The organism is Nocardiopsis dassonvillei (assembly GCF_964273065.1).
Taxonomy (GTDB): domain Bacteria; phylum Actinomycetota; class Actinomycetes; order Streptosporangiales; family Streptosporangiaceae; genus Nocardiopsis; species Nocardiopsis dassonvillei_B.
This window is the reverse complement of the sequence record NZ_OZ186815.1, coordinates 5,627,202-5,640,475: the sequence shown is the minus strand read 5'-3', so window position 1 is coordinate 5,640,475 and position 13,274 is coordinate 5,627,202. Positions and strand designations below refer to the sequence as shown.

At 73.3% G+C, this 13,274-nt stretch carries 11 protein-coding genes; all 11 read right to left on the bottom strand.

The window, feature by feature from the left end:
- Positions 1–32: 32 nt before the first annotated feature.
- The 11 genes from ACSUPR_RS25220 to pheS all read right to left on the bottom strand — a co-directional run bounded on the left by ACSUPR_RS25220 (position 33) and on the right by pheS (position 13,166).
- Positions 33–566 carry an arginine repressor gene (locus ACSUPR_RS25220; RefSeq protein WP_436887195.1) on the bottom strand — a complete coding sequence of 178 codons (534 nt, stop codon included), beginning with the start codon at positions 564–566 and terminating at the stop codon, positions 33–35.
- Positions 563–1,510, bottom strand: coding sequence for an ornithine carbamoyltransferase (argF, locus tag ACSUPR_RS25215; protein ID WP_436887194.1), 948 nt, complete (start codon positions 1,508–1,510; stop codon positions 563–565). The genes ACSUPR_RS25220 and argF overlap by 4 nt, the downstream gene beginning before the upstream one ends.
- Positions 1,507–2,715, bottom strand: a complete 1,209-nt coding sequence (locus ACSUPR_RS25210; RefSeq protein WP_436887193.1) for an acetylornithine transaminase — start codon at positions 2,713–2,715, stop codon at positions 1,507–1,509. The genes argF and ACSUPR_RS25210 overlap by 4 nt, the downstream gene beginning before the upstream one ends.
- The gene (argB, locus tag ACSUPR_RS25205) at positions 2,702–3,712 is read right to left on the bottom strand and encodes an acetylglutamate kinase (RefSeq protein ID WP_436887192.1); all 1,011 of its coding nucleotides are present in this window, start codon (positions 3,710–3,712) and stop codon (positions 2,702–2,704) included. The genes ACSUPR_RS25210 and argB overlap by 14 nt, the downstream gene beginning before the upstream one ends.
- On the bottom strand, positions 3,709–4,488 hold the full coding sequence (locus ACSUPR_RS25200; RefSeq protein ID WP_436887191.1) for a bifunctional ornithine acetyltransferase/N-acetylglutamate synthase: 780 nt from the start codon (positions 4,486–4,488) through the stop codon (positions 3,709–3,711). The genes argB and ACSUPR_RS25200 overlap by 4 nt, the downstream gene beginning before the upstream one ends.
- Before the next feature lie 25 nt (positions 4,489–4,513).
- Positions 4,514–5,542, bottom strand: a complete 1,029-nt coding sequence (argC, locus tag ACSUPR_RS25195) for an N-acetyl-gamma-glutamyl-phosphate reductase (RefSeq protein WP_436892142.1) — start codon at positions 5,540–5,542, stop codon at positions 4,514–4,516.
- Between the two features lie 124 nt (positions 5,543–5,666).
- Positions 5,667–7,118, bottom strand: a complete 1,452-nt coding sequence (locus ACSUPR_RS25190; RefSeq protein ID WP_436887190.1) for an NAD(P)/FAD-dependent oxidoreductase — start codon at positions 7,116–7,118, stop codon at positions 5,667–5,669.
- Between the two features lie 168 nt (positions 7,119–7,286).
- Positions 7,287–7,763 carry a MarR family winged helix-turn-helix transcriptional regulator gene (locus ACSUPR_RS25185; RefSeq protein WP_436887189.1) on the bottom strand — a complete coding sequence of 159 codons (477 nt, stop codon included), beginning with the start codon at positions 7,761–7,763 and terminating at the stop codon, positions 7,287–7,289.
- Positions 7,764–7,906: 143 nt separating this feature from the next.
- Positions 7,907–9,133 (bottom strand): aminotransferase family protein, encoded by a 1,227-nt coding sequence (locus ACSUPR_RS25180; protein WP_436892141.1) that lies wholly within the window; start codon positions 9,131–9,133, stop codon positions 7,907–7,909.
- Between the two features lie 425 nt (positions 9,134–9,558).
- A complete protein-coding gene (pheT, locus tag ACSUPR_RS25175; RefSeq protein ID WP_436887188.1) occupies positions 9,559–12,048 on the bottom strand; it encodes a phenylalanine--tRNA ligase subunit beta in 2,490 nt (829 codons plus the stop codon).
- Entirely contained in the window at positions 12,048–13,166 is a 1,119-nt protein-coding gene (gene pheS, locus ACSUPR_RS25170; protein ID WP_436887187.1) for a phenylalanine--tRNA ligase subunit alpha, read from the bottom strand. The genes pheT and pheS overlap by 1 nt, the downstream gene beginning before the upstream one ends.
- Positions 13,167–13,274: the final 108 nt, after the last annotated feature.

Here is a 13,274-nt window from a genome sequence, read left to right as displayed (position 1 = left end):
ACGTGGATTCGGGTGCGGGCCTGCCCGCCCCGCTACGGCTTGCGGTCGGCGAGCCGCAGCAGTGCGGCGGCCAGTTCCTCTCCGCCCCGGGGGTCGCGGGAGATGACCAGGATGGTGTCGTCCCCGGCGATCGTACCCAGGATGGCGTGGAAGTCGGTGTGGTCGATGGCCGAGGCCAGGTACTGCGCGGCGCCCGGCGGGGTGCGGACGATGACCATGTTGGCGGACGCCTCCGCCGACACCAGCAGGTCCTCGGCCAGGCGGGTGAGCCTGGCACCGGAGGCCTCGGCGAGGTCGAGGGTGTCGGGACGGGTGCGCTGGAGGCGTTCGCCGCCCTCCCCCGGCAGGACGTAGGCCAGGTGCCCGGCGGCGGTGCGGAGCTTGACCGCGCCGAGTTCGTCCAGGTCGCGGGAGAGGGTGGCCTGGGTGACCTGGACGCCCGTCTCGGCGAGCCGTTTGGCCAGCTCTCCCTGGGAGCGGATGTCCTCGCGGGTGAGGACCTCGGTGATGCGGGCGTGCCGCGCCGCCTTGGTCATCGGTGCGGTGGCGCCCCCGTCGAGGGTCATCGTCGGCCGCCCTCCTCGCCGCCGGTGTGCTCCAGCAGGAAGGCCAGCAGGGCCTTCTGGGCGTGGCGGCGGTTCTCGGCCTCGTCCCAGACGACGCTCTGGGGGCCGTCGATGACGCCCGCGGAGATCTCCTTGCCCCGGTAGGCGGGCAGGCAGTGCAGGACGATCGCGCCGGGGTCGGCGGCGGCCATGAGGGCCTCGTCGACGATGTAGGCGCGGAAGGGCGCCTCGCGGTCGGCCGCCTCGGACTCCTGGCCCATGGACACCCAGGTGTCGGTGGCGACGACGTCGGCCCCGGCGGCGGCCTCGCGGGGGTCGGCGGTGACGGCCACCGATCCGCCGGTGGTGCGGGCGATCTCGGCGGCGCGCTCCAGGACCTCCGGGTCGGGCCGGTAGCCCTCGGGGGCGCCGACGCGGACGTGGAGTCCGGCGGTGGCGCCGCCCAGCAGGTAGGAGTGCGCCATGTTGTTGGCGCCGTCGCCCAGGTAGGCGAGGGTGAGCCCGGCCAGGGCGCCCTTGTGCTCGCGGATCGTCTGGAGGTCGGCGAGGATCTGGCAGGGGTGGAACCCGTCGGTGAGGGCGTTGACCACCGGGACGGTGATGTCGGCGGCCAGCGCCTCCAGGTCGGTCTGGGCGAAGGTGCGCCAGACGACGGCGGCGACCTGGCGCTCCAGGACGCGGGCGGTGTCGGCGAGGGGTTCACCGCGCCCCATCTGGGTGCTGCCCGAGTCCAGGACCAGCGGGGTGCCGCCGAGGTCGGCGACGCCGACGCAGAACGACAGACGGGTGCGGGTGGAGGGCTTGTCGAAGAGGAGGGCGACGGTGCGCGGCCCGGCCAGGGGCCGTTGGGCGAAGCGGTCCTTCTTCATGGCGTCGGCGAGGTCGAGGACGCGGGCCTGCTCGTCCGGAGTGAGGTCGTCGTCGCGCAGGAAGTGCCGGGTCATGACTGGTTCTCCTTGGTGGCGGCGGCCTCGGCCGCGTCGAGGATCGTGGGCAGGGCCTCGATGAACACCCCGATCTGCTCGGGGGTGATGACCAGGGGCGGGGCGAGCCGGATGGCGTCGGGTGCGACGGCGTTCACCAGGAAGCCGCGGACGGCCGCCTGCTCCTGGACGTGGGCGGAGTGCGGACCGGTCAGGGACAGCGCCCGCCACAGCCCCGAGCCGCGCTGACCGGCCAGCAGGGGGTGGTCGATCGCGTCGAGCTGTTCGGCGAGCAGGTCGCCCATGACGGCGGTGTGGGCGAGCAGGCCCTCCTGCTCGATGGTGTCCAGCACGGCGAGGGCCGCGGCGCAGGCGACGGGGTTGCCGCCGAAGGTGGAGCCGTGGTCGCCCTTGTGGAAGGCGTCGGCGTAGCGGCCGAACCCGACGCAGGCGCCGATGGGCAGGCCGCCGCCCAGGCCCTTGGCGAGGGTCAGGACGTCGGGCCGCACCCCGGCGTCCTGGTGCGCGAACCAGGAGCCGGTGCGGCCGATTCCGCTCTGGATCTCGTCCAGGACGAACGCGGCGCCGGTGGCGTCGCAGATCTCGCGGACCCCGGCGAGGTAGCCCTCGGGGGCGGGGACGACACCGGCCTCGCCCAGGGTGGGTTCGACGAACACGGCGGTGCAGCCGGTGTCGACCGCCTCGCGCAGGGCCTCGAGGTCGCCGTGGGGGACGAAGCGCACGTCCATGCCGAAGGGCCCGAAGGGCTCGCGGATGGAGTCCTTGCCGGTGAGGGCCAGGGAGCCGGAGGTGCGGCCGTGGAAGCCCTGCCCGGCGGCGACGAAGTAGTGGCGGCCGGGCCCGGCGGCGCGCTTGACCAGTTTGAGGGCGGCCTCGTTGGCCTCGGTGCCGGAGTTGGAGAAGAACACCTTGGCGTCGCCGCCGAGCAGGGAGACGAGCCGCTCGGCGAGCTCGATCTCGCGTTCGTTGAGGAAGAGGTTGCTGGTGTGGGCGATGGTCGCGGCCTGGTGGGCGACGGCCTTGACCAGGGCGGGGTGGCCGTGTCCGAGGGAGGAGACGGCGATGCCCGCGATGAGGTCGAGGTACTGGCGCCCGTCGGCGTCGTAGACCTCGCAGCCGCGCCCCAGGGTGAGGGCGATCTGCGGTACGCCGTAGTTGGGCATGAGTGAGGCCGCGAAGCGTTCGCGCAGTTCAGAGCCGGTCATGGCCTGCCTCCGTCGGTGTGTCGGTGCGGATGTCGTGGGGTCGCCGGGAGCGCGGGCGGTCTCCGGCGAGCAGGGCCGCCTCCAGTTCCTCGTCGGCGACCATGGTGCCGACGCCCTGGTCGGTGAAGACCTCCAGCAGGAGGGAGTGCGGCACCCGGCCGTCGATGATGTGGGCCTGGGGCACGCCGCCCCGGACGGCCGCGAGGCAGGCCTCCATCTTGGGGAGCATTCCGGCGGAGAGGCCGGGCAGCAGGGCGGCGAGCTCGTCGACGGTGAGGCGGCTGATCAGCTCGGTGTTGGCCGGGTAGTCGGCGTAGAGGCCTTCGACGTCGGTGAGCATGATGAGCTTGCTGGCGCCCAGGGCGACGGCGAGCGCGGAGGCCGCGGTGTCGGCGTTGACGTTGTAGACGCCGCCGTCGTCGGCGCGGGCGACGCTGGAGATGACGGGGATGCGGCCGTCGGCCAGCAGGGCGGCGACGGCACCGGGGTCGACCTCGGCGACCTCGCCGACGCGGCCGAGGTCGACGGACTCGCCGTCCACCTGGACGCTCTTGCGGGTGGCGACCAGCAGGTCGGCGTCCTCGCCGGACATGCCGACGGCGAAGGGGCCGTGCCGGTTGATCAGGCCGACGATCTCGCGGTTGACCTGGCCGGTGAGGACCATGCGGACGATGTCCATGGCCTCGTCGGTGGTGACGCGCAGCCCGGCGGTGAAGGTGGACTCCACTCCGGAGCGGTCGAGCATGGCGCTGATCTGGGGGCCGCCGCCGTGGACGACGACGGGGCGCAGTCCGGCGTAGTAGAGGAAGACGACCGATTCGGCGAAGCGGACGCGCAGTTCCTCGCTGATCATGGCGTTGCCGCCGTACTTGACCACGACGGTGCGGCCGTGGAAGCGGGACAGCCAGGGCAGCGCCTCGATGAGGTTGGCGGCCTTGTCGATGGCTTGGGCCCGGTCGTTGCCCGTGGCGGTGCTATCGGTGGATCGGGAGATCATGTCCGGTTCTCGTGCTCCGTGGTCGCGGGGTCGGCGTCGATCTGGGCGGCGAGGTCGGCGCACACGTCGGCGAGCAGGGCCGCGAAGGCCTCCTCGCCGGGGGTGGTGCCGGCGGCGCCGCTGGCCATGAGCAGGACGGTGTCGGCCGGCCCGGTGAGCGGCGGCAGGGTCTTGGCGGCGGCGTCGGCGATGAGTCCGCCGCACCGGTCGGCGTCCAGGTCGGCGTCGGTGGTGATGATGTACAGGCCGCCGGACAGGGAGGCGTCGGGGCCCTTGGCCATACCGCCGACGGTGTAGCCGTCGCCGCGCCGGAAGACGATCTTGACGACGGTGTCGGTGGTGCGGACGGCGTCGGCCGCGGTCAGCCCGCCGGAGCGGGAGAGCTCGGCGACGGCGGCGGTGACGCCGCCGGTGAGCCGGTCCAGGGGCGGGCGGACCCCGACGGGGCCGGCGGCGCACAGGGCGATCTCGGCCGCGGAGTCGTCGAGGGCGGCCGCGGTGTGCTCGGCCAGGGCGTGGACGTCCTGGAAGCCGGGGGGGACGGTGTCGGCGTTGGCGCAGCCGGAGTTGAGGACGACGGCGCGGACCCGGCCGCCGACCAGGACCTGGCGGGACCACAGGGCCGGCGCGGAGCGGTCGGCGCCGGTGCCGAACACGGCCCCGGCGGCCCGGGAGGGCCCGTCGTTGACGAGGACGGCGACGTCGCGTACGCCGGGGCCGGCGATGCCCGCGCTGACGCCCGCGGCCCGGAAGCCCAGGGGTGCGGTGACGCTCACGTTGTGCCTTTCCAGCCGGCCGGTGTCAGGGGGCCACGGCGGCGAGCGGGAGACCGGTGGTCTCGGGCAGGCCCAGGGCGAGGTTGGCGCTCTGGACCGCGCCGCCCGCGGTGCCCTTGGTGAGGTTGTCCAGGGCGGCGACGGCGACCATGCGCCCGGCGTCGGGGTCCACGGTGACCTGGACGAGGGTGGTGTTGGCGGCGAGCGTCATGGCGGTGCTGGGCCAGGTGCCCTCGGGCAGGAGGTGGACGAAGGGCTCGTCGGCGTAGGCGGTCGTGTAGGCGGCGCGCACCTGGTCGGCGGTGACGCCGGGCCTGAGGGGGGCGGTGCAGGTGGCGAGGATGCCGCGGGGCAGGGGGGCCAGGACCGGGGTGAAGGACAGCCTGACGGGTTCGCCGGTGACCGCGGTGAGGTTCTGGACGATCTCGGGGTTGTGGCGGTGGACGCCGCCGACGCCGTAGGGGGTGAGGGCCCCCATGACCTCGCTGCCGATGAGCTCGGGTTTGGCGGCCTTGCCCGCTCCGGAGGTGCCGGTGACGGCGACGACGGTGAGGTCCGGCTCGACGAGCTGCTCGGCCAGGCCGGGGAAGAGCGCGAGGGTGGCGACGGTGACGTGGCAGCCGGGGACGGCGACGCGCCTGGCGCCGGTGAGGCGCTCGCGCTGGCCGGGGAGCTCGGGCAGGCCGTAGGGCCAGGTGCCGGCGTGGGGGGTGCCGTAGAAGCGTTCCCAGGAGGAGGAGTCGACGAGGCGGAAGTCGGCGCCGCAGTCGATGACGAGGACGTCGTCGCCGAGCTGCCGGGCGATGTCGGCGGACTGGCCGTGCGGCAGGGCCAGGAACACGAGGTCGTGGCCGCGCAGGGAGTCGACGTCGGTGGGGGCGAGGACCCGGTCCGCCAGCGGCAGCAGGTGCGGCTGGTGGCGGATGAGGGGGGTCCCGGCGTTCTTGGCCGCGGTGACGGCGCCGATCTCGATGTCGGGGTGGCCGAGCAGCAGGCGGAGCACCTCGCCTCCGGCGTATCCACTGGCCCCGGCGACCGCCGCGTTGTAACCCATGGTGCTCCCCTCGCTCTCGATGACTGAACTATCATGCACACAGCTGCAAATTTATGCAAGCGAAATCAGGAGAAGGCCGGTGCGAGCGCGCTCACACCGGCCCGGTGCGGGTGTCGCTGTCGGGTCAGCGGCCGGCGATGCGGGTGGCGATGCCCGCGAGGCGGGAGGTGTGCGCCTTCTCCTCCGGGGTCCTGGACTCGCGGCGGTCGGCGCCGCGGTACAGGCCGTAGATGACCTGGGTGCCGACCCAGCGCAGCGGCTCGGGCTCCCAGCCGCGCACCTGGTGGCCCACCCAGGGCAGGCGGGTGAGCTCGGTGTCCCGGCCCAGGATGAGGTCGCGCAGGGTGCGGCCGGCCAGGTTGCTGGTGGCCACGCCGCTGCCCACGTACCCCCCGGCCCAGCCGACACCGGTCTCGGAGTCCATGTGGACGCTGGGGCACCAGTCGCGGGGCACGCCCAGGACGCCGGACCAGGCGTGCTCCACGGGGACCTCCGCCACGTCCGGGAACATGCGGGTGAGCGCGCGCCACAGCTCGGCGATGGCCTGGGGCTGGGTGGCGCCGTCCTTGTCCTGGGCCGAGCCGAAGCGGTAGGGCACGCCCCGGCCGCCGATGGCTATGCGGTCGTCGGCGGTGCGCTGGGCGTAGACGTAGGCGTGCGCGGTGTCGCCCAGGACCTCGCGCCCCTCCCAGCCGATCTTGTCCCACACCTGGGCGGGGACCGGCTCGGTGACGATCATCGAGGAGTTCATCGGCAGCCACTCGCGGCGCTGGCCGCGCAGGGTGGAGGTGAAGCCCTCGGTGGCGCGCACGACGTGGTCGGCGTAGACGGTGCCGTGGTCGGTGACCACGGCCGGGCGGGCCGCGCCCCGGCGGGGCCGGATCTCCTCGACGGCGGTGCCCTCGAAGATGGTCACCCCCAGCGCCTCGACCGCCGCGGCCAGGCCGGTGACCAGTTTGGCGGGCTGCACGCGGGCGGCGTGCGGGGAGTAGGCGCAGGCCACCGCGTCGGCGACGGCCAGGGAGGGGGTGTGGCCCTCGGGGAGCATGTGGATGTCGTCGGGCCAGTACCCCCATTCCTGGAGGTATTCGATGTCCTCGGCCAGCCGGTCGCGCTGGGCGGCGTTGGTGGCGACCAGGCGCATGCCGCCCTTGACGATGTCGGCGTCGATGCCCTCGTCCGCGGCGACGGAGATGACCTCGTCGACGGTGCTCATCATGGCGCGCTGCAGTGCGATGAACGCGCTCTTCCCGTGTGACTCCGCGTAGCGCTCGCGGGAGCCCGCGAACTCGGCCGACAGCCACCCTCCGTTACGGCCGGAGGCGCCGAACCCGGCGAACTCCCGCTCGACCACCGCGATGCGCAGGTCGGGCGCGGCCTTCCTGAGGTAGTAGGCGGTCCACAGTCCCGTGTAGCCGGCCCCGACGATGCAGACGTCGTAGTCGGCGGCGCCCGGAAGCGGGTCCCGGCGCTCGGGAAGGCCCAGGTCGCGGAACCAGAAGGAGACGGAACCGTTGGCGAAGCGGGTGGACCGGGGAATCGGCCTCAGCTGCGCGGCAGTGGTGAACAGTCCCATGAATCCCCCCGGGCCTTCCGTTGGGACCCCACCCCACGGGGTCCTCGAACATCCGCCAACCTACACGGGAACGACGGTCGACGGGACGTTTTCCGTACTTTCGTACGGGAGCAACGGCTCCCGGACGCGGAAATCGACTACGGAGCGTTTCGAGCGGATCGTGGCGCGTCAGCAGTTCGCGCTGTCGCGGAGCGTGCGCGCCACCGCGGACAGGGTCCGCACGCCCTCCTCGCCCAGCGGCCCCAGGACGTGTTCGCGCAGCCGCTCGACGTGCTTGACGCGGACCTTCCCGATGAACTCCAGGCCTTCGGGGGTGAGGGTCGCGTAGACCACGCGCCGGTCGGAGGCGCAGTTCTCGCGCTGGAGGTAGCCCTCGCGCTCGAGGCGGTCGGCGAGTTTGGTGAAGCCGCCGGTGCTGAGGCTGACCTCGCGGGCCAGGCGGCTCATGGGGAGCCGGTGGCCCGGGGTGCGCTGCAGTCGTATGAGCACCTCGAACCAGGGTCCGGCCATGTCGTTGCCGTCGGGGGTGATCCCGCGCAGCAACCGGGGGTGCACGCCGTTCATCGCCTCGTGCAGCAGTCCCCAGGCGGTGATGAGGTCGTCGTCGGTGAGTCCCGCGGTGTCCGGGCTCTGCTGTGCGGTCATGGTCCGCTCCCTCGAGAAGTATCTTCCCAAGAAACAATACCCGATGATGGTTACACGAGAAAGAGTTTTCCAAGGAAAATACTTCTCCCGGTCAACGACGCGGCGGCCGGGGGCGAGTCCCCGGCCGCCGCGCACAGCGCCGCTCAGTGGCGGGCGGACACCGCGTCCAGGGCCCCCGCCAGGGTCGAGACCAGGTGGTCGACCTGCTCCCAGGTAATGATCAGCGGCGGCGAGACGAGCAGCCCCGTCGGGACCGGCCGCACGATCACCCCGCGCGCCCTGGCCTGGGCGAACACCTCCGCCGTGGTGATCCCCCGTTCGGTCAGCGCCTCCTCGGTGAGCTCCACCGCGCCCATCACCCCTGTCCCGGCGCGGACCTGCGCCACCAGGGGGTGGTCGGCCAGGGTGCGCAGCGCCCCGTCGAGCTGCCGCTCCACCTCCAGGGAGACCGTGAACAGGTCCTCCCGCTCCAGGATGTCCAGGTTGGCCAGGGCCGCCGCGCAGGCGGTCGGGTGGCCCGCGTAGGTGGTCCCGTGCAGGAAGGGGTGGTCGTCCTGGTACCAGAACGGATCGGCCACCCGGCCGCTCACCACCACGCCGCCCAGCGGCAGGTAGCCGCTGGAGACACCCTTGGCGAAGACGATCATGTCGGGCCGCACGCCGAACCGCTCGATCCCGAACCAGTCGCCCAGCCGGGCGAACCCGCAGATGACGCTGTCCACGATGAACAGCACGCCGTACCGCTCACAGATGCGGGCCACCTCGGCGAAGTAGCCCGGCGGCGGCGCGTACACCCCGCCCGCCCCGATCACGGGCTCGGCGAAGAACGCGGCCACCCGCCCGGGGCCCACCCGGAGGATCTCCGCCTCCAGGGCGGCCGCGGAGTCGTGCGGGACCACCGACACGTCCTCGACCAGCGGCCCGTACCCGGTGCGGAACCGCTCCATGCCGATGGCGCTGGTGCCGAACCCGTGCAGGCCGTGGTAGCCGCCGGTGCGGCTGATCAGGTGGACCCTCTCCGGGGACCCGGTGACGGCGTGGTAGCGGCGGGCCAGCTTGGCCGCGGTCTCGATGGACTCCCCTCCCCCGCAGGTGAGGATCACCCGGGGGTCGGAGACCGGGGCGTGCGCCGCCAGCCGCTCGCTGAGCAGCGCCGCGGGGGCGTTGGAGAAGTCACCGTAGACGGTGTAGGCGTCCAGGGTGAGCATCTGCCGGTGGACGGCCTCGGCGATCTCGGGCCGGCCGTGGCCGACGTTGCAGTACCAGAGGCTGGCGGTGCCGTCGAGGTACCGATCACCCGCCTCGTCCCAGAGCCACACGCCCTCGGCGCGTGCCACCGTGAACGAGGGGCCCTTGCGGACCGTGTTCATGTCGCAGAAGGTGTGCCAGAGGCGACCGGGCTCCCGCGTCTGCGGAGTGGCGGGAGCGGACGGGACAACCGTTTCGGTCATAGGGCGACCTCCGAGCCGTGGACGTGCGCGAAGAACGACGCGCTGCCGGAAATGCTGCGGTCCCCGCCTCCGGGCGCCCTTGGAGGGGCGGGTGCTTGCAGGCTAAATGCGAGAGGCATCTCACAGCAAGAGACGAAACGAACTTTCATGCCCCGAAACACCGGGGTCATTCCGGCTACCCCGGAGCATGCTCCCGAAAACCCATGACACGCTGGGAGAACAGGGCTGAAAAAAGTTCTTCAGACCCCTTCCCGCGGGCGTCGTTCCGACCCGCGGCGGCCATCTGCGGGAAACACGGGAGGGGCCGCCCCGGCGGGGCGGCCCCTCCCTGCGGCGCGGGTGCGTCAGGCGCGCAGCACGGCGCCGGTGCGCTCTGCGGCGGCGGCCACGGCGGCGTCGCGGGCGGCGCCCGCCTCCTCCGCCGTCAGCGTGCGGTCGGCGGCGCGGAAGCGCAGGGTGAAGGCCACCGACTTGCGGCCCTCGCCCACCTGCTCGCCGGTGTAGACGTCGAACAGGCGCACGCTCTCCAGGAGCTCGCCCGCGCCCGCCACCAGGGCGTCGCGCAGGGTGCCCACCGCGACGGACTCGTCCACGACCAGGGCGACGTCCTGGACGGCCACCGGGTAGGTGGACACCTCCGGGGCGACGACCGGGGTGCGGGCCCGCTCGACGCGGTCCAGCTCCAGCTCCATCGCCGCGGTGCGCTCGGGCAGCCCGAACGCCTTGACGGTGCGCGGGTGCAGCTCGCCGGCGTGGCCGACGAGGAGCCGCTCGCCCGCCACCCGCACGTACAGGGCGGCGCAGCGGCCGGGGTGCCAGGGGGCGTGGACGTCGGCCTCGGCCTCCAGCTCCACACCGGCGACCCGGGCGACCTCGCGGGCGGCCTGGATCGCGTCGGCCCACGTGGCCGGGCGGCCCCGGCCCCACCATCCCGCGCGCTCGGCGTCACCGGTGATGACGACGCCGATCCGGCGCGGCTGAGCCGGCAGGGCGGCGTCGATGCGCGCCAGCTCCTCGGCGCTCGGCCCCCGGTCGACCGGCAGCAGCGGGGCACGGGTCGCGTCCGGGCCGGGCCGGTACACCAGGCCCGTCTCGAACAGGGCGACGTCGGTGAACCCGCGCCCGGTGTTGCGTGCCAGCGCCTTGAACAGGCCCGGCAGCAGCGTGGTCCGCAGCAGCGGTTCCTCTTCGTTGAGCGGGTTGGCCAGGCGCAGGGCGGTCCGGCGGGCGTCGTCGGCGGGCAGCTGGAGCCCGTCGAGGTCGCGCTGCCCGGTGAACGGGTACGACAGCACCTCGTTGTACCCGGCGTCGGCCAGGGCCCGGCCGACGGCGCGGCGCAGCCGCTGGCTCCCGGTGAGCCCGCGGCCCGAGCCGCGCGGCCGGATCGAGGGGATGTTCTCGTAGCCCTCGAACCGGATGACCTCTTCGGCCAGGTCGTTGGGGTCGGTGAGGTCGGGCCGCCAGGACGGCGGGGTGACCGTCAGCACGTCCCCGTCGGTGGAGACCTCGCAGCCGACGGCGGTCAGCCACTTCTCGGTGGTGCCCGCCGGGTAGTCGACCCCGGAGACCGAGGCGGCGTGCCCGGCCTTGACCGTGACGGGCGTGCGTGCGGCGACCCGGTCCAGGTGGGTGTAGGCGTCCTCCACGGTCGCCCCGCCCAGCTCCGCGAGCAGCCCGACGGCGCGGGTGGCGGCGGCGAGCTGGAGGTCGGAGTCCACACCGCGCTCGAAGCGGCGGGATGCCTCCGAGGAGAGCTGGTGGCGGCGCGAGGCCCGGGCGATGTGCATCGCGTCGAAGTGGGCGGCCTCGATGAGGACCGCGGTGGAGGACAGGCCGATCTCGGTGTCCACCCCGCCCATGACGCCCGCGATCGCCTGGGCGCCGGACCCGTCGGCGATGACGATGTCGTCGGCGTCCAGGGAGCGCTGGACGTGGTCCAGGGTCTCCAGCTTCTCCCCCGCCTCGGCGGCGCGCACGGTGACGGTGCCGGTGAGGCGGTCCCGGTCCCAGGCGTGCAGCGGCTGGCCGAGCTCGAGCATCACGTAGTTGGTGACGTCGACGGCCAGGGAGACGGGGCGCACCCCGCACTGGTGCAGGCGGCGCTTCATCCACAGCGGGCTGGGCGCGTCGGGGTCGAAGCCGGTGGCCCCGCGCAGCACGAGGCGGTCGCACAGGGACTCGTCGGCGATGGCGGCCGGGTGGCCCTCGCCGGCGGGCGCGGGAACGGCGATGTCGGCGGGGTCGCGGAAGGCGACGCCGTACAGGGAGGCGGCGTCGCGGGCCACGCCGCGGATCGACAGCGCGTAGCCGCGGTCGGGCGTCACGGCGATGTCGATGACGTCCTCGCGCAGCCCGAGCGGGCCGATGGCGTCCTCGCCGACCTCGCCGAAGCCCTCGGGGAGGACCACGATGCCGCTGTGGTCCTCCCACAGGCCCAGCTCGGTGGCCGAGCAGATCATGCCCTCGGACATACGGCCGTAGGTCTTGCGGGCGCCGATCCTGAAACCGCCGGGCAGTTCCGCGCCGGGCAGTGAGACGACGACGAGGTCGCCCTCCGAGAAGTTGCGGGCGCCGCAGATGATCTGCTGGGGCTCGCCGGTGCCGTTGGCCGGGCCGACGTCCACCCGGCAGTAGCGGATGGGCTTCTTGAACTCGGTGAGCTCTTCGATCTCCAGGACGCGCCCGTAGACGATGGGGCCGGTCAGGTCCGAGCCCAGGGCGTCGACGGTCTCGACCTCGAGCCCGGCCAGGGTGAGCCGGGAGGCCAGGTCGCGTGCGGTGACGTCGGCCGGAAGGTCGACGTACTCCCGCAGCCAGGAAAGGGGGACGCGCATCAGTTCTCACTCCCGAACGCCGAGGTGAAGCGGATGTCGCCCTCGACCATGTCGTGCATGTCGCGCACGCCGTGCGCGAACATCAGTGTCCGTTCGATTCCCAGGCCGAAGGCCCAGCCGCTGTACACCTCGGGGTCGACCCCGGCGGCGACGAGTACGCGCGGGTTGACCACGCCGCAGCCGCCGAGTTCGATCCAGCCCTCGCTGGAGCAGGTGCGGCACGGGTTGTCCGGGTCGCCCACCGAGGCGCCGCGGCACACGAAGCACTCCATGTCCACCTCGGCCGACGGCTCGGTGAAGGGGAAGTAGGAGGCGCGGAAGCGGGTGCGCAGGCCCTCGCCGAACATGGACCCGACGAAGGCGTCGATGGCGCCGCGCAGGTGGGCCATCGTGATGCCCCTGTCCACGACCAGGCCCTCCAGCTGGTGGAAGACCGGGCTGTGGGTGGCGTCCAGCTCGTCGGTGCGGAAGGTCTTGCCGGGCGCGACCACGTAGACGGGCAGCTCGCGGGAGAGCAGCGCGCGGACCTGCACCGGCGAGGTGTGGGTGCGCATGACCATGCCGGAGTCCCCGCCGTCGGGGCCCTCCACGAAGTAGGTGTCCTGCATGGTGCGGGCCGGGTGGTCGGGCTGGAAGTTGAGGGCGTCGAAGTTGAACCACTCCGCCTCGACCTCGGGGCCCTCCGCGATCTCGAAGCCCATGCCGACGAACACGTCGGCCATGCGCTCGGCGACGGTGGTCAGCGGGTGGCGGGCGCCGCGCGGGGCCCGGTCCCAGGGCAGGGTGACGTCGACCCGCTCCTCGACGAGGACGCGCTCGTCGCGTTCGGCCTCCAGGACGGCCTGGCGCTCCTTGACGGCCTGGCCCACGTCGCGGCGGGCACCGCCGACGCGCTTGCCCGCCTCGGCCTTGGCGGCAGGGGGCAGCGCCCCGATCTCCCGGTTGGCCAGGGCCAGCGGGGACCGGTCGCCGGCGTGGGCGAGGCGGACCTCCTTGAGTTCGGCGAGGTCCTTTGCCGCGGCGATGGCGGCCAGTGCCTCCTCGCGCATGCGGGCGACCTCGTCGGGGTGCAGGGGGGTCACCTCGACCGGGTCGAAGGAATTGTTCGGTGCAGACATGGTTGGTCACCTCACCGTCGCGTCCCCGTGCAGGGAGGGGCGCGCGGTGGTCACGGTCCGCCGTGGGGCGGACGAGGCCGACAGGGAAGGCACAGGGATGTCGGGCGC

Excerpts from the sequence above, each read along its gene's own strand:
- ACSUPR_RS25220 (WP_436887195.1), bottom strand. The coding sequence starts at position 566 with ATGACCCTCGACGGGGGCGCCACCGCACCGATGACCAAGGCGGCGCGG.
- argF (WP_436887194.1), bottom strand. The coding sequence starts at position 1,510 with ATGACCCGGCACTTCCTGCGCGACGACGACCTCACTCCGGACGAGCAG.
- ACSUPR_RS25210 (WP_436887193.1), bottom strand. The coding sequence starts at position 2,715 with ATGACCGGCTCTGAACTGCGCGAACGCTTCGCGGCCTCACTCATGCCC.
- argB (WP_436887192.1), bottom strand. The coding sequence starts at position 3,712 with ATGATCTCCCGATCCACCGATAGCACCGCCACGGGCAACGACCGGGCC.
- argC (WP_436892142.1), bottom strand. The coding sequence starts at position 5,542 with ATGGGTTACAACGCGGCGGTCGCCGGGGCCAGTGGATACGCCGGAGGC.
- ACSUPR_RS25190 (WP_436887190.1), bottom strand. The coding sequence starts at position 7,118 with ATGGGACTGTTCACCACTGCCGCGCAGCTGAGGCCGATTCCCCGGTCC.
- ACSUPR_RS25185 (WP_436887189.1), bottom strand. The coding sequence starts at position 7,763 with ATGACCGCACAGCAGAGCCCGGACACCGCGGGACTCACCGACGACGAC.
- ACSUPR_RS25180 (WP_436892141.1), bottom strand. The coding sequence starts at position 9,133 with ATGAACACGGTCCGCAAGGGCCCCTCGTTCACGGTGGCACGCGCCGAG.
- pheT (WP_436887188.1), bottom strand. The coding sequence starts at position 12,048 with ATGCGCGTCCCCCTTTCCTGGCTGCGGGAGTACGTCGACCTTCCGGCC.
- pheS (WP_436887187.1), bottom strand. The coding sequence starts at position 13,166 with ATGTCTGCACCGAACAATTCCTTCGACCCGGTCGAGGTGACCCCCCTG.